Raw genomic sequence first — 18,471 nt, forward strand, 5'->3', positions numbered from 1 at the left:
AGGGTACGCGGACGCCGTCACACGGCCGGTACGAGGACCGTCTGGCCGCCGCTCGTCTCCCCCGTGAGCTCGAACGCGATCCTGCGGTGGAATCCCGCGGCCCCGCCCTCGCCCGGGTGCCACGTGACGTGCATGCGGGTGGCCCCGCGCGGCCTGAGCTCGTCCACCGCGGGCCGGAGGTCGACCCCCTTGCCGTCGGCGACGGCGACGTCGATGTTGGCCGGGGTGATGGGCATGAGGCGCAGGTCAGGTGCCCTGTACGGACCCTGTGAGAAGGCGGGAGACGACCGTCTCGGCGGGCCTGCCGAGCACGTGCTCCAGATCGGGGGTCTGCCGCTCCAGCTCCCCCGCCCGAACTCGGCCGTTGATCCAGCTCATCGGGCCGGGGCCGGCGTCCGGCACCTCGCGGTACGCGACGCCCAGGGCCTCGGCCACCTCGGGGTGACTCCAGAGCGGGCCGGTGAAGTCATAGGCACGGCCGAGATGGGCCTGGCTCTCCAGCACGTTCGCGGCGGCCTCGGCCAGGTCGGAGCGGAACGCGGTGTTAAGACCGCGGCCGGCGGTGCTGCTCATGAGCTCCCCGCCGGTGATCCGCGGTAGGAACGCGTCGCTGTAGAAGGGGTGGCGCAGGATCGTGTACGGCAGGCCGGTGGCGAGGATGGCCTGCTCCGTCGCGTGATAGGCCTCGGTGAGGCCGGTGGCTGCGGTGTCGGCGCCGAGGAAGCTGGTGAAGGCGATGGCGCCGACACCGGCGTCCGCGGCGGCGGTCACGGCGGCCAGGTGCTGGGCGATCCTGCGGGGGGTGTCGAGCTCCGGGGAGGAGATCAGCAGCAGACGCTCGACCCCTTCGAAGGCCGCGCGCAGGCTCGCCGGGTCGTCGTAGTCGCCGCGCCGTACCGGGACACCCGCCGGGGCGCGTACGGGATCGCGGACCACCGCCACCACCTCCGCCCGCGCGCGTAGACGGTCGATGACGAGGCGGCCGAGCGCGCCGGAGGCGGCCGAGACGGCGATCATTGTGAGCAGACTCCCTCGGGAAACGATCGCTCCAGTGCACTCCCACCGGCGGGCCCGCCGCCACTCATTTTCCGCGGGCCGCCATCACCGCTCCAGCGCCAGCTTCACGCCCAGCCCGACGAAGATGCCGCCCGTGGCGACGTCGATGCGGCGGCGGGCGGTGCGGCGGTGGCGGAGCCAGCCGCCGATGCGGCCCGCGAGGACGCCGACCGCGCCGTCCACGAGGAACTCCAGCACGATGAGAGTGACCCCGAGAATCGCGAACTGCAGCCACACCTGGCCCAGACTCGGGTTGATGAGCTGCGGGAGGAAGGCGATGGTGAAGGTGACCATCTTCGGGTGCAGCAGGTTGGTCATCAGCCCGCTCAGGTACGCCCGCCGCCCCGATCAAATGAGCTCCTGAACCATGCCTGCGCAGCGCACGGGATCTTCGGTGAAGCCGGCGCCCAGACCCCACAGCCAGTAGTCCACCGAGCGCAGCAAAGCCCACGCGCGGGCCCGGGGCCGATCCATCTCGGCCGCATCGATCAGCGCATCGAGGCACCAGCGAAACCGACGAGTGCCGGCCATCTCGTCATAGCGGGTCCAGAGCAGTTGACCCGCCTGGTACTCGATCGCGCCCACAAGGGGCAGCGGATCCACGGCCAGCCAGGGTTCGCGGCTTCCCCGCAGCACCTGCGAGTAGTGCAGGTCGCGGTTCACCATCTCGGAGGATCGCTCGGCCGCCATCTCCTCCGCCAGTCCAAGCGCGAGGTCGAGCACGCGGGTGGGGAAGGGCCGGCCCACCGCCTCCCACCGCTCGCGCAACGACTCACACAGCTCCTCAGCCGCCTCCCATGTGGAGCGGAAGCCGCCTTCCACCGGTACAGCCAGCCGACGCAACTGCTGCCCGACGAGCGGAACGGCATCCTCCAGCGGGAGGTCACGCAGGGACCGGCTGTGGTCAAGCCGCTCCAACAGCAACACACCGCTGGACAGGTCCGCGTCAACCAGCAGAACCATGCCTTGCCCGCTCCACACCCGCAGCGCCTGCGCCTGATCGACGACGGACTCGTCCGGCCAGCTCACCTTGAGTACCAGCGGTTCGTCACCGCGGCTGACCGGCACCGCCAGACCGTTGTCCCCGTGCATGGGCTCGCCATCGACCCGCAGGCCCCACCGAGTGCAGTGTTCCGAGACGATGTCGGGCAGCGCGGCCAGCCATCGCCGCCCGGCCTCCCCCTCGCGCTGCCACCGCCCCCAGGCGCGGAACGACTCCGGAACCGTTATCAACTGCCGCCTCCTCGCCATCCGTGCCGCCCCATCCTGCACCAGGGCGGGCGCGTGCGTCCGCACCGGAGCAGGCACACCTACGAGCGAGGCCCTTCACCGCGTTGCACGTGTATTGCACGACCCGGCCGCCAAGATCAGATACCGCACCGAGACCCTGACCAAGGCGCCACTGCACACCGTCCGGAAGCCGCAGACCGGCGTGGAGCGCCGGCCGTCATGGCAGCCGCCGGTCACCGGCATGAAGCTCCTGGACTCCGGCAAGCTGCGCCCGGGCTCACGGTTCCGATGGACGACCCCGGTGCCCGAAACGGCCACGACTCCCGCCACAACCCTGGTCATCACCTCCACCGTCCGGCAGATCAAGGACAACCAGTGCATCCGCTGGACCGGACCCGCGATGGGCGACGGATTGCGCATCGACCGCGGTGTCCACGTCTGGAACTTCACCAAGGTCAAGGGTGGCGTGCTGGTCCGTACCGAGGAGACCTGGATCGGCGCCCAGGTGGAGGCCGACGTGCCCACCTCCACCGCCTACCTCGGTGCGGGCCTCAAGGCCTGGCTGACCGACTTGAACCGGGTGGCAAAGTAAGGGCTGCGCTTCGGTGGATGTGGCATTTTCACCAGCACCTCCTCCCCCGCTACCCCGGTGACGACCTCTACGGCACGCCCCGCAGCCGGACTGGCTCCCCGCCGACCGCCGCCACGCCTGCGCGGAGCGGCTGCGCACCGCGCTCAGACCCTTCTAGAACGCTTCACCTTCGGCCTCAAACAACGCCGAATAGAGGGTGCAAGAGGAATCTTCTTCGCACAGCCGCAGTGGAACGCGCAACCTCAACTCCTCGGCGGATAGGACCTTGAATCCATTCTCGTTGAGAATATCGAGGACCGAAGCCTCGGAATCGTTCTCACATTGAGCACTTGTCGAGAGCACTTTGAGAGGACCGAGCCCGTCCGCCCCCGAGGACATGACCGTCGCATAGGGACCGACCATGGAAAGCCGAATGGTCAGACAGCTCTCATAGCGGGCGATGTAAACGAAAGACACGTCACAGTTCACATCGGTGTCGTCGACGACATCCGCCGTCGAAGCCAGCGTTCGCAGAATGCCAGCATACGGATCTCGCCTCATCGCGTCGCTCACGAAATGCCACTTGGGCTTGCTGAGATCTCCATACGCACGGACCAAGGACTCTTTGTACGCGGCCGGCCCGTCCACTTCCTCTACGCGACTCTTGGGGAGGAGCCTCATAGGGAGCCCAGCAGCAATCGCGCAAGATTCAACATGGATGGAGCTCGGCCCGTCGTCCGTGTTCGCTTCAAGGAATCTCGGCAGACCAGCGGCGACATGGTTGGATCCGCTGCCATCGCACGGCCCCGGTCCACACGGTTGGACCGGGACCGCTCGTCGTCACCGGGCTTGGTCCACCTCTCCCTGGGATGCTACGGGTCACAGGCTGCGGGCGTCGATGTCGCCGTTGGAGGTGGTGGCGTGGATGTCGAGTTCGGTGGTGCCGTCGTTCTTGAGGGCGTTGGTGATGCGGCCGTGGGAGGTGCCGGCGTCCAGGGCGGCCGAGACTCCGGTCGCGGCGGCGATCGAGATGTCGCCGGCCTGGGTGCGGAGCACCACCTTGCCGCCCGTGGCCTCGGCGATCCGGATGTCGCCACTCGCGGTGCTGATCTCCGCGGGGCCGCCCAGCCGGCCGACCTCGACGTCGCCGTCGACCGCGGTGAGGCGGACGCCAGCGGCCTCGTCGATCTTGATCTGGTTGTACGCGCCTTCGAAGACGACGTCGCCGAGGCGGCCGACGGTCCGCAGTTCGGCGCTGGCCGTCTTCGCCTCGATGCGGGAACCGGCGGGCAGCTTGACCGTCACGTCGATGGATCCAGTCGGGCCGAGGTACTGGTTCTTCGCCGCGGCAGTCACGATCCGCAGGACGCCGTCGGCGTATTCGGCCGTGGTCTGCTCGGCCGCCTTCACATCGCGGCTCTTCGAGGCGTTCGCGGGCCGGACCTCGACCGTGGTGTCGGCCCGGTCCGAGGCGATGAACTGGACGCGTCCCGCCGGAATGTCCAGGACGGCGGAGATCGGGGCGGTGGTGTCGAACTTCTGCATCATGTGCTCCTTGCGCTGCGTTCTTTCGATGTCCCCACCATCGCCAACCGCCCTGATACCGGGCTGTCGCCGTCCTGACACCGCCGCTGACATACGGGCGGAGAGTTGAGGCCGCTCGCCGGGGTCGCCGAGGCCGTCCAAGAAACGATCATGGAGTTGCCTTCGGCCTCTGGACGGGATGTTGACTAGCCGGGGATCCACCAGCAGTAGAGCGATTGGTCGCGCACCTTGGCTCTCCGCGCCAGCGCGACGAACTCCTTGACCAGGTCGAGCACGTGGTCACCGTCGAGGCTGGAGGGATGTTCCTTCATCCATTGCCGGGCCACTTCGGGTAGTCGGGCATCATCGACCTCGGCGAGTGCGTCCCGTGCGTTCACCGAGAGTTCCTCGATCACGGGTCCCTCGCGATAGGGGGAGTCCTCCGGCAGAGCCAGCCATTCGTCTTCGGTCTTCGGCCCCCTTTCGGGTGGCGGGTACAAGGTGACGGTCTCGACCAGGTCGTTGGAGTGGGGGACGCCCTTGATCACGGCCACGAGGTCGCCGAGGCATCCGGTGGGATCGATCCACTTGGTTTCCACGACGTCGAACGCTGGGGCGTCAGGGAGGGGTTCGGCTGATGCCCGTAGCTCGTTCGGCCGCCAGGTTGCGGTGGCGCGATCGGGGGCGCGGTAGTAGTCGTGCATGGCGCTCATGTGGGCGCTCCTGTGGACGAGGGCATGATCGTGAGTCGGGGCGATGACAGGCTACGGGTGCGGGATGCGGGTGGAAGTACGGGCAGGCGGCCGCTGTCCGTTGAGCCGGTGTTGAGGAACGAAGTGCCGGATCGTCGGGGCGCGCGACCGGTCAGTTGGCCGGGCACCGATGACTTCCGGGCGGCATCGGCGTCTGAAGCATCGGCGACGGGCCACGGACGTCGTGGCCACGCGAGCGCTGCGGCCCGGGACACACAGGTCCCGCCAGCAAGCACGGTCCCCAGACGACCCCGAGAGCACGGAGATTTGATCATGCGGAAGCTGATGGCGACGGTGTTCAACTACTCCCTCGACGGCCTTCTCGCCGACGAGGGCACCGAGTTCTGGAAGTTCTGCTTCGACCTGCCCGAAAACCGTCAGCCCGACGACCCGGCGCACCTCGACTTTCTCCAGAGCGCCTACGCGCACATCATGGGCCGCACCGCCTACGAGTCCATCGCCGGGGCCATGACGACCTCCACCGACCACCCGTTCGCCGACATCCTGAACCCCGCGCGCAAGGTCGTCTTCTCCCGCACCCTGAAGACGGCCGACTGGGCCAACACCACCATCGCCGCTGGTGACACGACAGAAGAGATCGACAAGCTCAGGCTGGGCGGCGACGGCCACATCGTGGTCTGGGGCGGCGTCAGCCTCTGGCGGTCACTCATGCGGCTCGACCTGATCGACGAGCTGCAGCTGAGCATGTTCCCCTACGTCGCGGGCGAGGGCACCCGGCTGTTCGACGGCGTCCCCAAGTCCTACCAGCTCGACCTGGTCTCCAGCACCGCCTCCAGCAGCGGGATCATATATCTGCAGTACCGGCGAGACCGCTGACCCAGCGGCCGACATGCACACGAGCGGCAGTCACGCGCGCGCCGTTACCTGTCCGAGGAGTCCATGGCCCTACTCAAGCCGACCAGCGATACCGGCGGCATCGCCGCGATCGACAGCGGCGAGTAGACATCGAGGATCAACCTCAAAGCCCACCACTCCGCGGTGCATTGCCGCACAGGGACCAGCCGCGCCGTCGCCGGCCGAACTCGCGCACGCTCGCCCCGCGGGTGCCTACGGCACGCAACGCGTTCCTCATGACTGCCTGGTCCTGCGATGAGGTCGCTCAGGCGGTCTCATCCTGGGGCCCTTCCTCGGCGTCCGGCCGGGGCGGTTGCTGCACGGGGCGGCGCCGGGCCCGGGCACGCCGAGCCAGCATCACCGCGGTATACAGCCCAACTCCCGCGCCCGCCAGCTGCATCAGCTGACCGACGATCTCCAGCACCTGCGCCATGACGCCTCCGTGCATCGTCAGGGGCGCCGCTCCCGCGGCATGCCCGATCACTGGGAACGTCTCCAGCACAGCGCGGCCGGCTGATGTCCGGCCAGCTCGGCGGACGCTTCGGCGCCGATCTCGCGACAGGCGGCACACAGTTGCGGACAGCTCGGCGCCGATCGCCTGGGATCGGCGGACAGATGAGCCAGCCGACCGTAGTGTGAGTGGACAATCACGGACAGCGGCGGACAACAGGGGACCCCTCATGGACCACGACGACCCGGCCCCACCTGTCGACCAGAACGGCGAGATCATGCTGGACGCGATCCGCACCCGCCGGCAACTCACCGCTGCCCTGCGCGCCCTGCACATCCGCGCCGACCGCCCCTCCCTGCGCACTCTGAGCGACCGCGTGGTCCCCGGCCAGGTGGCACTGGGCCGCACCACCGTCTCGGAGATGCTCGCCGGCCGAAAACTGCCCTCCAAGGCCGTGCTGACCTCTTTCGTGCACGCCTGCGGAGAGAGCGACGCCACCGGCTGGCAACGCGCCTGGGAACGCGTCGCGCTGACCGAACACCGCGCCGATTCCCGCCGCGCCACAGGGGCGCGGGCGTCCGGGCTGACCAGTGGGACCGTCGAGATCGACCGGTGGCAGGTGGTGTCGGAGGTCGCCGAGGAGCTTGCCGATGCCGGCCGGTACCGCCTCGCCCGTACCCTGCAGAATCAGATCCACCATGCCCTCAGCACCTACCTCGGCTCGGACCACGCCGACACCTTGAAGAGCCGGTGGAGCCTCGCCGACTGGACCGGGATGGACGGCGACGCGGCCGCCGCGCGCGAGGAGCTTGCCACCCTGCTCCCCGACCTGGAGCGCGTGCTCGGCTCCGAGCACCTCGTTACCGTGTGTGCCCGGTGCAGCCTCGCCCACTGGACCGGGAAAGCCGGGGACGCGGCCGCCGCGCGCGACCAGCTCGCCGCCCTGCTCCCCACGATGGAGCACGTGCTCGGCCCCGGCCACTCCGGCACCTTGAAGACCCGGTGCAGCCTCGCCCACTGGACCGGGATGGCCGGCGACGCGGCCGCCGCGCGCGAAGAGCTCGCCATCCTGCTCCCCGACCTGGAGCGCGATTCCAGCCCCGACCACCCCGCCTTGAACGCCAAGCGCCTCCTGGCCGAGTGGACCGGGAAAGCGGGGGACGCGGCCGCCGCGCAGGAGCAGCTCACCACCCTGCTGCCTCAACTGGAGCGCGTCCTGGGCCGCCACGACGCCCGGACCCTGCGCGCCCGGCACGCCCTCGCCGAGTGGACCGGCGTGGTCGGTCACGCCGTTCGCGCGCGCGGGGAGCTCACCACTTTGCTCCCCATGATGGAGGACATGCTCGGCTCCGATCACCCTGACACCTTGCGTGCCCGGTGCAGCCTCGCCCGCTGGACCGGGGCGGCCGGGGACGCGGAGGGCGCGCGCGATCAGCTCGCCACCCTGCTCCCCACCATGGGGCACGTGCTCGGCCCCGACCACCCCGACACCCTTGACGCCAAGCGCACCCTCGCCGAGTGGACAGGCGTGGCCGGGGACGCGGTCGCCGCGCGTGAGGACCTCGCCGCCATGCTCCCCACGATGGGGCGTGTGCTCGGCCCCGACCACCTCCACACTCTTGGCGCCAAGCACCTCCTCGCCGAGTGGACGGGCGCGGCCGGCGACGCAGCCGGCGGACGCGACCAGCTCACCGCCCTGCTGCCTGAGCTCGAGCGCGTCTTGGGCCACTCCCACCCCGACACCTTGCGTGCCCGGTGCAGCCTCGCCCGCTGGACGGGGGTGACCGGTGACGCGGCCGCCGCGCGCGACCAGCTCACCGCCTTGCTCCCCGCCATGGGGCACGTGCTCGGCCCCGACCACCCCGACACCCTTGGCGCCAAGCGCACCCTCGCCGAGTGGACGGGCGCGGCCGGCGACGCGGCCGGCGCGCGCGACCAGCTCACCGCCCTGCTGCCGGAGCTCGAGCGCGTCTTGGGCCGCTCCCGGTTCGACACCTTGCGCGCTCGGCGCAGCCTCGCCCGCTGGACCGGGATGGCCGGGGACGCGACCGGCGCGCGCGACCAGCTCGCCGCCCTGCTCCCCGACCTGGAGCGCGTGCTCGGCCCCGACCACCCCGACACCCTGCGCGCCCGGCGGCACCTCGTCATCTGGAGCCGGAAAGCCGGCTGACTTGCGACCGAGACCGACCGGAGTGGAGAAAAGGCCTCGATGGCGTGTGCGCGTCGAGGTCGGCGGTGAAGCCGGCCGGCTCTGAGCATCGGCGCGGTGACAGGGCGACGCAAAGCGCGAAGGGGCCGCACCACAACGGTGCGGCCCCCTCGCGCTGCATCAGCAGTTCTTGTAGTCGTAGCGGGTGCTGTTGTACGAGCACGAGTGGACGAGCTGGCTTCGTGCGTTGCGGAGGTAGCCGGTGTCCTTGCTCTGGTTCCAGATGTAGGCGAAGGTGCCGCCGCCGCTCCTGCCCCAGTACAGGGTGGTGGAGGTGTTGCGGCCCGTACCGGTCCGCAGGGTGACCGCCTTCCCGGCCCCGAGGGTGAACGTGCCGAATGTGTAGACGTGGTCCGCTCGGGTCGTCTTGTCGCGGACGGTCCAGCCGCTGAGGTCGACCGCGCTCCGGCCGGTGTTCTTGATCTGCACGTACTCGCCGTTGAGGCTGCTGTTCGCGCCGGAGTCCGGCGAGCCGGGCGAGTCGTACCAGATCCGGGAGATCTTCACCGCAGGGACGGCGGCCTGAGCTGGAGCCGCCAGCGTGAGAGCAGCGGCGGCAGCCGCCATGACGGCGACGGGGACGGCAAGGCGCACTTGTGGTCCTTCTGGGAGTTGAGTGGCTGGGCCGTGTGTATGACGCCCCACGAGGGGTTGGCGTTCGGTGTACAGCTCGGTGTCGTACAGCTCATCGGCATACCCGGACACCACCACCTTCGCGCGGCAGACGTGCAGCGCCTCGGCCGGCGCACGGTGTGCGTCCAGGGCCGCCCATCTCGTGGCGCTGGTTCCGCTCCTGCGTGCTGCCAAGGTACGGCGGATCCACGTAGGGCGTGGGCGTAGGTGAGGGCGGGGCGGCTGCGGACCGCACGTGCGGCTGGCCCCGCACTATGAGGAAGGCCGCGACCAGTGCCCCTAGGGCCACGGCTGCGATGCCGATCATCAACGCTTTCATCGTGCCCTTGGCATACCACAGCGAGAACGTGTTGGATGTCCCATCTCGCCCCTGAGCGGATGCTCGCCCAAAGCCTGCTCAGGCCGGGGCCAGGCGACGCGCGGATCCGCCGCTGGCCCGGTCGGGTCGTGTGACCGGGCGCGCTCGCCGGCGAAGCCCAGCCTCCCCAAACGCCGTATCTGCGGCAGGTCACTGGCCGGCGCATCGGACGACTCATCGCCCACCCCGACGAGGCGATCGAATGCGCCCGGCTGCTCAAAGCCGAAGGCGAGTCCCTCGCCCGGATCGCGGTCAAACTGGCCTCCCCAAGCCCAGCCCACCAGCCCGCACCGCTCCCTCCGCGGTACCCAGCAGGCCGATCAACCCTCGATCTGATCACCCTTGGACGACGCCATCGCACCGCGATATCTCACCGTGGGATTGACGCCGCCCAGGCCCGGCTACCTTGCGGCTCGCCGTAGCTCCCGGACCGGGACCTGCTTGGTCTGCACTCCCGCCACCTCACGGAGCAGCACGCCGGACTGTGCCATGACGCGACCCGGTACGGCCGCGCTCAGCGCGAGTCGTCGCCCAGCGTGGGCAGGCGTTGCGTCGGACATGCGACCGCCAGCGCGTTGCTGCTCGACGGTGTCGATGCTCAGCCGCCGGCGGGGCTTGATCGATCCAGCGGAGGGCGCGCCCGGCCCGATCGCGCGGGGCGTGGGCTGCGCGGAGAAGGCGCTCAGCACGGTGCTGCAGGTGGTGACTCGGTGGGGATGGCCGCCCAACTCAGGCAGCATGAGCCGAAGCAGGCGGAGGTGCGGTTCGGCGCACGCCTGGCGGCCGTTCTCGACGCCGAACGCTGAGGCCCTGAGCCGGGGAGGCGCCCGGCCGGGCGCCTCCAGATGCGAGCGCCAAAGTGGAATCACATACAGTAAGTGATGTTTGACTTAAAGTCACCGATGGAAGATCGGTCATCAGAGAGGTTCACCCGAGGGAAGGAGATTTTCGGTGAGTCGTGCACTGATCATCGTGGATGTGCAGAAGGATTTCTGCGAGGGCGGCAGCGTTCCGGTGAAGGGCGGCGCGGACCGAGCCGCCGCCATCGCCGAGCTGGTCCGGCGCGCCGACGGGCAGTATGCCTTCGTCGTTGCCACCCGTGACCACCACATCGACCCAGGCGCCCACTTCTCCGACGACCCCGACTTCCAGGACTCATTCCCCGTGCATTGCGTCGCCGGCAGTGAGGGGGGCGAGTTCCATCCGGATTTCGCGCCCGCCGTCGACTCCGGGCACGTCGACGAGGTCTTCTTCAAGGGTGCGCACTCCGCTTCCAAGAGCGGTTTCGAGGGCTCGACCCAGGACGGCACGACACTGTCAGACTGGCTGAAGGCCCGTGACATCGCCGACCTCGATGTCGTCGGCATCGCGACCGATCACTGCGTGAAGGCCACCGCTCTGGACGGAGCGCGCGCGGGCTTCACGGTGCGGGTCCTGCTCGACTACACCGCCGGCGTCGCCGCCGACACCACCCGCGCCGCACTCGACGAACTGCGCCTGGCCGGTGTCGCGCTGAGCGGCGAACCTGTCGTCGCCTGAACAGGCCGGTCCGGCCTGCTCGCCAGCAGTTCAGACCCGCGCATCACCGCACGCACATGGGTAGCACCTATGAAGACTAAGAGGTGCTAACAGAAAGATCAGCGAACGAGGCGTCGCCAGCAGATGATCGCCGCGGCGAGCTTCATGAACGCTTCGTGGATGTCGTCGCGGACCTCCCAGCGGATGCGCAGACGGCGGAACCAGTGCAGGAGCGCGATCGTCCGCTCGATTACCCACCGGTGAACGCCCAGGCCGGAGCCGTGGGGGGTACCGCGCCGGGCGATGATGGGCTTGATGCCGGTGCGCCAGACCAGGCGGCGGTACTTGTCGTGGTCATAGCCTCGGTCGGCATACAGGCAGTCCGGCCGCTTACGTGGTCTGCCGACGCGGCCGCGTACCGACGGAATGGCCTTGATCAGGGGCATCAGCTGAGTGACGTCGTTGCGATTGCCGCCGGTCAGGGACACGGCGAGGGGGATACCTCCTCCCTCGGCCATGACGTGGTGCTTCGAGCCCGGCCTGGCACGGTCGACCGGGCTCGGGCCGGTTCTGGGCCGCCCTTGAGCGCCCGGACGTGCGAGCTGTCGATCACCGCCTTGGACCAGTTGAGCTGACCGGCGGCGTGCAACTCGGCGAGCAGCAACTGGTGCAGCCGGTCCCAGACACCGGCCGCGCGCCAGTCGCGCAGCCGCCGCCAGCAGGTCATCCCCGAGCCGAACCCCAGTTCCAGCGGCAGGAACTCCCACGGGATCGCGGTGTAGAGCACGAACAAGATCCCCTGCAACGCTAGCCGGTCATCCAGCCGTTTCCGGCCCGGATGGCGCAGGCGCCGCTCCACCTTCGGCAGCAGCGGCTCGATCCGCTCCCACAAGCTGTCCTGCACGATCCACGGCAGTTGCTCGCCCTTCTTCACACGAAGATCAACGACAGCATCGCCATAGGACGCGCCTCCAGATCACTTTGTTAGGAGCTACGCCCGTGAACCCGAGGCCGCCGCGGTCGAAAAACAGGAACCATAGGCAGATGACCTGCGCAGATCGGCTCACCTTGGGGCTGGGGACACATTCGGCAGAAGACCCCCGACATCGGCCCGTTCCGGAACTCTCCCTCGCAAGGGGAGCATCGTCGCTCGCCATGGGGAGGCCCACGTAGGGGGCGGCTGCCAGCCTTGACGGCATGACAATGTGGATCAGGCGACGGGCGGGCTGGGCGGCGATCGGCTGGACGCTGCTCTACGTGGTGTCGAAGGTGCTCTTCGCCCTCGACGGGCGTCTCGGCGTCACCGGCGGGCCTCGGGTGCTCCCCGACGCCTACCGCGGCTACGGGCCGTGGGAGGTCGCGCAGGCTCAGTGGGCCAACGCCGCGGCAGGGGCGCTCATCATCGGGTTGCTGCTGGCGTCCTTCCTGCCGATCCGCCGTCCGCTGCCGCGACGGGCGCTGATCGTGGCGCTGTGGCTGTGCGTCGCCATGGCCGCGGTGGGCGCGGTCGGCATGCTGGGCGGGGCCGTGCTGGCCGGCAGGGGCGGCGCCGTCTTCGGCGGCTACTGCGCGATCGTGATGCTCCTCCTGACGACCTCCACCCTCGCCTTCCACCGCTGTACCGCCGTGGGCCGACGGGTGAAGGCGTCATGAGGAAGGCCACGTGGCCGGCCGCGCCTGTCGGTCGCTGTGCCCCTGCCAGTGCCCGAGGAACGGCCAGTCACCCGAGCGCTACGAGGTCGTGCCCCTGCCCGGCCTTAAAGATCATGGCATCTCACAGCAGCGCCTCAACGCCCCTCAGCGACACCCAGACCCCGCCTCGGGGCGATGGCTCAGCGGCCCTCAGGGCTCGCTTGCGGGGCGTCCGCGCCCTTACCGGGCATGATCGAACCCGAAGACGTCTTCCAGCGCGAGGTCCTCGACCGGCACCGCCTCCCCCACGAGACGCCCCCGGGGTCCACCGCCGAGCCGAGCGGCGCGGACATCGACTCCGCGGCGGCCGCAGCGGCCGTCGCGGACCGAGCCTGGCTGGTGCAGATGACCGCCCGAACCCGGAACCGCTCGTGAGCGCCCGGCGTTCGGGTGCCGTTAACGAACGTGCCACCAACCCCAAACGAGCGACCTGTGCGGAGCTCAAGCCCTCTGCGTAAGGGCCGACTGCTGTCCTGAGCGAAGTCCCTGGAGATCGGGGATGTGGTTGTAGAGCGTGCAGCGGCCAAGCCCCCTGCCAGCACGTCACCGCCTGATCGATGAGCACCTGGCCCGGATCGAACAGCGCCTGGCCGAACTCGGGCAAGCCCGCCGGGTGCTGCACGGGCTGCGTCGCCGCGCGCAGGCCACCGACCCTGCCGACTGCGCCAGCGAGCAGGTGTGCAGCATCCTCGCCGGCCCGTCCACCCGCACAGCGGCTGGCGACCCTCAGCCCGAGGGGGCCGACCACTCCACCAGCGGCGGGCGGACCGCCGCGCACAACGGCTGACCCTTGGCGTCGGTCAGCCCCAACCGCGCCACCAACACACCCCCCGCCACGGCGTCCTCCAGTACCTGGGCGGGGACCGCGTCCAGCAACAGCTTGGCCCGCCGGAACATCGCGAACGCCCCGGCCTCACCCACCGTCCCCCACGAGAGGTAGACGAACCGGCCTTCCGGCCTGCCCTGCACGAACGGGCCACGCAGATCCCAACCGAGCTCCGTCCGGGTGGGTGTCACTTCCAGTTCCCAGGCCGCCGACGGGGCATCGCCCGGCGTCAGGCCGAGAAGCTCTTCGCGGCGCTCGCGCCGTTGCACCCCTACATGGATGTTGGCGTAGCCGGGGAAGCCCGGATCCCGCCCGCACTCGCGTCCCGGCAGCTCGGACGCCTCGATACGAATCAGCACCTGCCCATCATGCCCTGGCCAAGACAGCGGCGGCCGGAACCGGCCCGTCCTGGTCAGGGCTGGGCGGGCAGCCGGCCGAGGCTCAGCCGTGCGTTCAGGTTCAGCCGTACCTCATAGGGGCGTACGTGCTGCCAGAACAACGGGGTCAGGCCGCGCCGGTCGGCCGGGGTGAGCAGCTGAGCCCACTCCGGTTCGGACAGCACATCCTGCAGCATGAGGGTGTAAACGAACACCAGCGCGGCCTGCAGGATCCGCAGGCACAGCGCGGACGAAACCCCGCCCTCGAGGAGGTGGCACGCGATGACCGCTCCGCTGAGCCCGGCCCGCCCGGTCTGCGCCGCGCCGATCCAGGCCTCGACACGCGGCCGCCCGGCCCGCTACTGCGGCAAGCCCTGCCGCCAGGCCGCCCACCGCGCCCGCGGCCACATCATCGCCGCCCGGCGCGATCTGGCCTGGACCCGCCGCCGGCTGCGGGCCGACCTGGACGCCTTCGCCCGCCTGGCCGCCGAGCTCGACCAGGCGGCCGCGCACCTCACGGCCGGCGACCCGGTCGAGGCCGACGTCACCAGGAGGACGCGCTGCACGCGGGGATGGTTCCTTGCCCGGAGGACCGCATGACCCAACCCTGCCGTGCTCGCCGCGCACGCGGGGATCGTCCCAGGCGGAGCCTTCCGACCGAGGAGCGCCCGAGGAGCTCCCCGCGCATGATGGATGGTCCCGAGCTGTGGCACATCCCAAGCAGAGGCGGCTGTGTTCCCCCGCAAATGGGAACGCTCAAGCTAAGTGAGCGCTTTGGAAACCAAGTATGCCCCACCTCAACCGGCCTCCACCTCCGAGACCCCGCCAGCGTGCCCATCCGAGACGCCGCAGGGCCCTCGAAATGCAGCCGCGGATGGCCGCAGCCCGCCGTCGACGACCATGGAAGCCGGACACAACAAGAGAGGCCCCTCACCGCGTTTCCGCTGATGAAGGCCCTCTTTCTGCTGGCGTGGCAATGTCCGCCGCGAGTCCGTAAAACTTGGTTACGAGCAGACTTGTCTCGTGATGCCTGACCCCAAGAGCCGGTAGTAGGAGTATGCCGGAACCGAGTCTCGACATGTGGGGAGCGAATTGAACCTCAACCTCCACCGACTCGCGCAGGACGAATATGGGGTCTTCGCTGTCGATTGGTATCCATCCGCGCAGTGCCAGCTCATGTGAGATCTTGTCTACCAGTTCTACCTTTACTGAGTATCGGGACACTTCCAGGCGTCGAATTCCACAGGGAAGCGCACTCTGGCCCCCTTCAACAGGCCGTACTGTGCGAGCTTGTTTGAGTTCAGAATGGCGCCAGCGGCACCGTTTCATCCCCGACGCGGACGCCGAGAAGATCCGCACTCTCAACGATGCGATCACATACGTCCAAATGCGAGCACAGCGCTAAGCCGCTTTCGCCATCCGCGCCGTCACTGCCGCGAGGGTGTCCGCCAGCCCCGGGCCGTGGCCGGCGCCGTCGAGCACGATCAGCTCGCAGCCCGGCCACGCCCGCGACAGCTTCCACGCGGTCTCCAGCGCCGTGCTCACGTCCAGCCGCCCGTGTACGAGCACCCCTGGCACCTGCCCCAGCTTCGCCACGCCTCGCAGCAGCTCGTCGTCCCCCAGCCAGGCGGCGTGCCGCCAGTAGTGGGTGACCAGCCGCGCGAACGTCACTCGGAAGTCGCGGTCGTCGTAGCTGGGGTCGCGCTCGAGCCCTGGGAGCAGCCGCACGTGCCGGTCCTCCCACTCGCACCAGTCGACGGCCGCCTTCTCGCGCACCGCGAGATCCGGATGCTCCATCAGTCTGGCGTAGGCGTCGGCCAGGTTCCCGTCCCTGTCCTGCTCGGGCACGCCGTCCCTGAACCGCTCCCACTCCTCGGGGAAGACCCGGCCCATCTCACGGGTGATCCACTCCACCTCGCGCCTGGTCGTGGTGCCGACCCCGAACAGCACGACCTCGGAGACCCTGTCCGGGTGTCGTACGGCGTACGCCAGACCCAGCGTCGCCCCCCACGACCCGCCGAACACCATCCACTTGCCGATCCCGAGGTGCTCCCGCAGCAGCTCCATGTCCGCGATCAGGTGATGCGTGGTGTTGGCGTCGAGGCTCACCGCCCAGTCGCTGACGCTCGGTGTGCTCCTGCCGCATCCCCGCTGGTCGAAGAGCACCACCTGGTAGGTGTCGAGGTCGAAGCTCCGGTACCAGCCCGGCCCGGCGCCTGAGCCGGGTCCGCCGTGCACGACCACGGCCGGCTTGCCCGCCGGATTGCCCGCCACCTCCCAGTGCACGAGGTTGCCGTCGCCGACGTCGAGCATCCCCCTGTCGTACGCATGCATGTGCTCACCCTCCCGATCTAACAGCACTGTTACATTAGCGCGGATTGCCACTGGTCCTGCACCTGACCGGCGGCAACATCGTCGACTGCACCGCGTTCGCAGCGGTGTTGGCCAAGTTCCGGCTGCGCCGGCCGGCCGGCGGCCGTCCGCGCACCCGGCCCGACACCGTGATCGGCGACAAGGGGTACTCCACTCGCAAGATCCGGCTCGACCTGCGCCGGCGCGGCATCAACGCAGTCATCCCCGAACGCCGCCACCAGATTGCCAACCGCAAGCGCAAAGGCAGCCGCGGCGGCCGCCCCCACGCCTTCGACGCCCTCACCTACAAGCAACGCAACCTGGTCGAGCGCTGCATCGGCAAGCTCAAGCAATGGCGCGCCAATCGCCACCCGCTTCGACAAACTGGCCAGCCGCTACCTGGCAGGCGTCACCATCGCCTCGCTCTTGCTCTGGCTCCGCCAAGCCGAATTGTCAGACACCCCCTAGCAAACTCCCATTCAGGCCATGCAACGGCTGCTGTGCACCGCAGGCGGATCTCGGGCATGGTGAAAGAGACGTTGCTCCTCGTCGGTGTCGGGCTGGGGCGGCCATAGTCACGTACGTCATCGGCGGCGCCAGTGAGAGCAGCACAGAATCTTTTCGGCCGATCGCGGCCCGAGCGCCGCGGGCCCTGGAATAAGAGCGTCCACGAGACTTTGGATGCTTCAATTGGCGGAAAAGTTCGGCCAGAAGACTGTGGTTTTCCGCATACTCAGACGTCATTGACGCCGTCGCGCAGGCGACCCATAAGATCAGTGGCCATGATCATGACTATCGCGCTCAGCGCGTCGCTGATGCTGACAGGCGCTTCCGTTGAGGCCTCGGTCAAGACGGTCTCCTTCCAGGGTTTCGCCATCAAAGTTCCGAGCACCTGGCGGACCAAGACCGAGGGCTCCGGCCTGCGCGTCATCACCGGTGCCTGCTCCAAGCAGGCCGCCGAGTGTCAGAGTTTCCTCCTCGGTGGCCCCGACCAGGTGAAGTACGCCAGCGAGGGCAAGCCGTACCAGGTGGGCGAGCCCTATCACCCCAGCAGCGGGGTGAACGTGTGCGTGCCCAACAAGAAGTACCTGGAGAGCGGGGCCAAGCCGGTCCGCAGCCGGAAGGTGTCCTTCGGCGGGAAGCCGGCGGTCTACAACCAGTTCACGGTGTCGTGCGGCACCAAGCTCTCCTACACCCAGCGGGTCTGGTACGTGAAGTCCTTGGACGTCATCGTCGTCGACCACTGGAAGACCTCCGGCCTGCCGGCCATCCTTCGCCAGGCCGTCTGGGCCCCGGAGGCCTAGCGCCGGGGCTCGTTGCAAGTTGCAGCCGCAGGTTCACATGATCGAGCAGGCGTCGGACCCGTACGCATACCTGATGCAGGAGAACCCGGTCTTCGAGCTGAGCAAAGCGGCCCAGGTGAAGGGGCCGGGGAATCAGCTCATGACCAACCCGGTCAAAGAGTCGGCGCAGCACGTCTGGGACGCCTGGAACAAGCCGGCGAGCACCGTGCCCTACGACCCCAACAAGAAGATCCCCGGATTCTCCTGGAGCACGCCCTTGCAGCGGAACACCGACACCAGCAAGAAGGGACTGGGCGGGCAGAACAGAAAGGTGGCCATCAAACAGTGCGACACCTCCTTCAGCGATCCGCGTCCGCGCCCGCCCGGCAAGCGATACACCCGGAACCTCAAGGACCCCCAGGGAAACACGATCATCCGATCGTGCGATGAGTTCCCCTTCGCCGCCACTCACCAAGGAGCGTCACTGGCGGGCACCAACTATTCGGCTCGCGCGATTCTGGCGACCGACAAATCCACCGCGGGCTCCTGGATGGGCTGGTGGTTCGAGCGTAACCGTGTTCTGGAGAAACAGAAGTTCACGGTACGGATCTCGGACAGCCAGGAACCTGGATCACTCGGCGATTATCCGCCGCCGCCGGGCACGGATACCCTGGGCCGACGAGCAGATTGTTCCTGACGCCGAGGCTTCCTAGCCGTCCGTACTTCGCATTAGGTGTGGCCCGGCCTCCGGCTTTGCCGGTGGGCCGGGCCCTTGCTCTTTGCC

Annotated in this window: 22 protein-coding genes and 1 pseudogene; 10 read left to right on the plus strand and 13 right to left on the minus strand. The window is 69.0% G+C overall.

Features of this window, described 5'->3' with window-relative positions:
- Positions 1–17: 17 nt before the first annotated feature.
- The 4 genes from AB0H64_RS08085 to AB0H64_RS08100 all read right to left on the minus strand — a co-directional run bounded on the left by AB0H64_RS08085 (position 18) and on the right by AB0H64_RS08100 (position 2,352).
- Positions 18–236 (minus strand): hypothetical protein, encoded by a 219-nt coding sequence (locus AB0H64_RS08085; protein WP_357621444.1) that lies wholly within the window; start codon positions 234–236, stop codon positions 18–20.
- A gap of 10 nt (positions 237–246) precedes the next feature.
- Complete coding sequence (locus tag AB0H64_RS08090; RefSeq protein WP_357621446.1) at positions 247–1,017, minus strand: NAD(P)H-binding protein; 771 nt, start codon at positions 1,015–1,017, stop codon at positions 247–249.
- An 84-nt stretch (positions 1,018–1,101) separates the two neighbouring features.
- Entirely contained in the window at positions 1,102–1,386 is a 285-nt protein-coding gene (locus AB0H64_RS08095; protein ID WP_357622155.1) for a LysE family transporter, read from the minus strand.
- A gap of 18 nt (positions 1,387–1,404) precedes the next feature.
- On the minus strand, positions 1,405–2,352 hold the full coding sequence (locus AB0H64_RS08100; protein ID WP_357621449.1) for an aminoglycoside phosphotransferase family protein: 948 nt from the start codon (positions 2,350–2,352) through the stop codon (positions 1,405–1,407).
- Between the two features lie 49 nt (positions 2,353–2,401).
- Here AB0H64_RS08100 and AB0H64_RS08105 point away from each other — a divergent pair, with 49 nt between their 5' ends.
- Entirely contained in the window at positions 2,402–2,878 is a 477-nt protein-coding gene (locus tag AB0H64_RS08105; protein ID WP_357621452.1) for a hypothetical protein, read from the plus strand.
- A gap of 153 nt (positions 2,879–3,031) precedes the next feature.
- On the opposite strand, the gene AB0H64_RS08110 is transcribed toward AB0H64_RS08105, so the two are convergent.
- From AB0H64_RS08110 to AB0H64_RS08120, 3 genes are all read right to left on the minus strand, one after another.
- Positions 3,032–3,430 carry a hypothetical protein gene (locus AB0H64_RS08110; protein WP_357621455.1) on the minus strand — a complete coding sequence of 133 codons (399 nt, stop codon included), beginning with the start codon at positions 3,428–3,430 and terminating at the stop codon, positions 3,032–3,034.
- Between the two features lie 306 nt (positions 3,431–3,736).
- On the minus strand, positions 3,737–4,402 hold the full coding sequence (locus tag AB0H64_RS08115) for a DUF4097 family beta strand repeat-containing protein (RefSeq protein ID WP_357622158.1): 666 nt from the start codon (positions 4,400–4,402) through the stop codon (positions 3,737–3,739).
- A gap of 185 nt (positions 4,403–4,587) precedes the next feature.
- A complete protein-coding gene (locus tag AB0H64_RS08120; protein WP_357621458.1) occupies positions 4,588–5,094 on the minus strand; it encodes a hypothetical protein in 507 nt (168 codons plus the stop codon).
- A 312-nt stretch (positions 5,095–5,406) separates the two neighbouring features.
- Between AB0H64_RS08120 and AB0H64_RS08125 the strand changes: the two genes are divergently transcribed.
- Entirely contained in the window at positions 5,407–5,970 is a 564-nt protein-coding gene (locus AB0H64_RS08125) for a dihydrofolate reductase family protein (RefSeq protein ID WP_357621461.1), read from the plus strand.
- 283 nt (positions 5,971–6,253) lie between these two features.
- On the opposite strand, the gene AB0H64_RS08130 is transcribed toward AB0H64_RS08125, so the two are convergent.
- Complete coding sequence (locus tag AB0H64_RS08130; RefSeq protein WP_357621463.1) at positions 6,254–6,421, minus strand: hypothetical protein; 168 nt, start codon at positions 6,419–6,421, stop codon at positions 6,254–6,256.
- Between the two features lie 247 nt (positions 6,422–6,668).
- On the opposite strand from AB0H64_RS08130, the gene AB0H64_RS08135 reads away from it, so the two are divergent.
- Positions 6,669–8,609, plus strand: a complete 1,941-nt coding sequence (locus AB0H64_RS08135) for a tetratricopeptide repeat protein (protein ID WP_357621466.1) — start codon at positions 6,669–6,671, stop codon at positions 8,607–8,609.
- Positions 8,610–8,768: 159 nt separating this feature from the next.
- Here the strand turns inward: AB0H64_RS08135 and AB0H64_RS08140 are convergent, their stop codons facing one another.
- Entirely contained in the window at positions 8,769–9,242 is a 474-nt protein-coding gene (locus AB0H64_RS08140) for a lamin tail domain-containing protein (RefSeq protein ID WP_357621469.1), read from the minus strand.
- A 1,348-nt stretch (positions 9,243–10,590) separates the two neighbouring features.
- On the opposite strand from AB0H64_RS08140, the gene AB0H64_RS08145 reads away from it, so the two are divergent.
- On the plus strand, positions 10,591–11,178 hold the full coding sequence (locus AB0H64_RS08145) for an isochorismatase family protein (protein WP_357621472.1): 588 nt from the start codon (positions 10,591–10,593) through the stop codon (positions 11,176–11,178).
- 98 nt (positions 11,179–11,276) lie between these two features.
- Here AB0H64_RS08145 and AB0H64_RS08150 read toward each other — a convergent pair.
- A protein-coding gene (locus tag AB0H64_RS08150) for an IS5 family transposase (RefSeq protein WP_357622160.1) occupies positions 11,277–12,073 on the minus strand; the annotation gives its coding sequence in 2 pieces (ribosomal slippage) (positions 11,277–11,731 and positions 11,731–12,073; 798 coding nt in all).
- A gap of 281 nt (positions 12,074–12,354) precedes the next feature.
- On the opposite strand from AB0H64_RS08150, the gene AB0H64_RS08155 reads away from it, so the two are divergent.
- Together AB0H64_RS08155 and AB0H64_RS08160 are read left to right on the plus strand one after the other, a co-directional pair.
- On the plus strand, positions 12,355–12,810 hold the full coding sequence (locus AB0H64_RS08155) for a hypothetical protein (protein ID WP_357621475.1): 456 nt from the start codon (positions 12,355–12,357) through the stop codon (positions 12,808–12,810).
- A gap of 228 nt (positions 12,811–13,038) precedes the next feature.
- The gene (locus AB0H64_RS08160) at positions 13,039–13,224 is read left to right on the plus strand and encodes a hypothetical protein (protein ID WP_357621478.1); all 186 of its coding nucleotides are present in this window, start codon (positions 13,039–13,041) and stop codon (positions 13,222–13,224) included.
- 351 nt (positions 13,225–13,575) lie between these two features.
- Here the strand turns inward: AB0H64_RS08160 and AB0H64_RS08165 are convergent, their stop codons facing one another.
- A complete protein-coding gene (locus tag AB0H64_RS08165) occupies positions 13,576–14,034 on the minus strand; it encodes a DUF5990 family protein (protein WP_357621480.1) in 459 nt (152 codons plus the stop codon).
- A gap of 53 nt (positions 14,035–14,087) precedes the next feature.
- Positions 14,088–14,381, minus strand: a complete 294-nt coding sequence (locus AB0H64_RS08170) for a Tn3 family transposase (RefSeq protein WP_357622162.1) — start codon at positions 14,379–14,381, stop codon at positions 14,088–14,090.
- On the opposite strand from AB0H64_RS08170, the gene AB0H64_RS08175 reads away from it, so the two are divergent.
- Complete coding sequence (locus AB0H64_RS08175; protein WP_357621483.1) at positions 14,335–14,652, plus strand: hypothetical protein; 318 nt, start codon at positions 14,335–14,337, stop codon at positions 14,650–14,652. The genes AB0H64_RS08170 and AB0H64_RS08175 overlap by 47 nt on opposite strands.
- An 801-nt stretch (positions 14,653–15,453) precedes the next feature.
- On the opposite strand, the gene pip is transcribed toward AB0H64_RS08175, so the two are convergent.
- Entirely contained in the window at positions 15,454–16,386 is a 933-nt protein-coding gene (gene pip, locus AB0H64_RS08180; protein ID WP_357621485.1) for a prolyl aminopeptidase, read from the minus strand.
- Positions 16,387–16,430: 44 nt separating this feature from the next.
- Here pip and AB0H64_RS08185 point away from each other — a divergent pair.
- From AB0H64_RS08185 to AB0H64_RS08195, 3 genes and pseudogenes are all read left to right on the plus strand, one after another.
- Positions 16,431–16,872 (plus strand): annotated as a pseudogene (locus tag AB0H64_RS08185) (transposase).
- A 314-nt stretch (positions 16,873–17,186) separates the two neighbouring features.
- Complete coding sequence (locus AB0H64_RS08190; RefSeq protein ID WP_357621488.1) at positions 17,187–17,708, plus strand: hypothetical protein; 522 nt, start codon at positions 17,187–17,189, stop codon at positions 17,706–17,708.
- 37 nt (positions 17,709–17,745) lie between these two features.
- Entirely contained in the window at positions 17,746–18,384 is a 639-nt protein-coding gene (locus AB0H64_RS08195; RefSeq protein ID WP_357621490.1) for a hypothetical protein, read from the plus strand.
- The last annotated feature ends 87 nt before the right edge of the window (positions 18,385–18,471 follow it).

The sequence above is a fragment of the Nonomuraea sp. NPDC050733 genome (assembly GCF_040654215.1).
GTDB lineage: Bacteria > Actinomycetota > Actinomycetes > Streptosporangiales > Streptosporangiaceae > Nonomuraea.

Coding starts and splice junctions, on each gene's coding strand:
- AB0H64_RS08085 (WP_357621444.1), bottom strand. CDS start 236: ATGCCCATCACCCCGGCCAACATCGACGTCGCCGTCGCCGACGGCAAG.
- AB0H64_RS08090 (WP_357621446.1), bottom strand. CDS start 1,017: ATGATCGCCGTCTCGGCCGCCTCCGGCGCGCTCGGCCGCCTCGTCATC.
- AB0H64_RS08115 (WP_357622158.1), bottom strand. CDS start 4,402: ATGCAGAAGTTCGACACCACCGCCCCGATCTCCGCCGTCCTGGACATT.
- AB0H64_RS08120 (WP_357621458.1), bottom strand. CDS start 5,094: ATGAGCGCCATGCACGACTACTACCGCGCCCCCGATCGCGCCACCGCA.
- AB0H64_RS08125 (WP_357621461.1), top strand. CDS start 5,407: ATGCGGAAGCTGATGGCGACGGTGTTCAACTACTCCCTCGACGGCCTT.
- AB0H64_RS08130 (WP_357621463.1), bottom strand. CDS start 6,421: ATGGCGCAGGTGCTGGAGATCGTCGGTCAGCTGATGCAGCTGGCGGGC.
- AB0H64_RS08135 (WP_357621466.1), top strand. CDS start 6,669: ATGGACCACGACGACCCGGCCCCACCTGTCGACCAGAACGGCGAGATC.
- AB0H64_RS08155 (WP_357621475.1), top strand. CDS start 12,355: ATGACAATGTGGATCAGGCGACGGGCGGGCTGGGCGGCGATCGGCTGG.
- AB0H64_RS08160 (WP_357621478.1), top strand. CDS start 13,039: ATGATCGAACCCGAAGACGTCTTCCAGCGCGAGGTCCTCGACCGGCAC.
- AB0H64_RS08175 (WP_357621483.1), top strand. CDS start 14,335: ATGACCGCTCCGCTGAGCCCGGCCCGCCCGGTCTGCGCCGCGCCGATC.
- pip (WP_357621485.1), bottom strand. CDS start 16,386: ATGCATGCGTACGACAGGGGGATGCTCGACGTCGGCGACGGCAACCTC.
- AB0H64_RS08190 (WP_357621488.1), top strand. CDS start 17,187: ATGATCATGACTATCGCGCTCAGCGCGTCGCTGATGCTGACAGGCGCT.
- AB0H64_RS08195 (WP_357621490.1), top strand. CDS start 17,746: ATGATCGAGCAGGCGTCGGACCCGTACGCATACCTGATGCAGGAGAAC.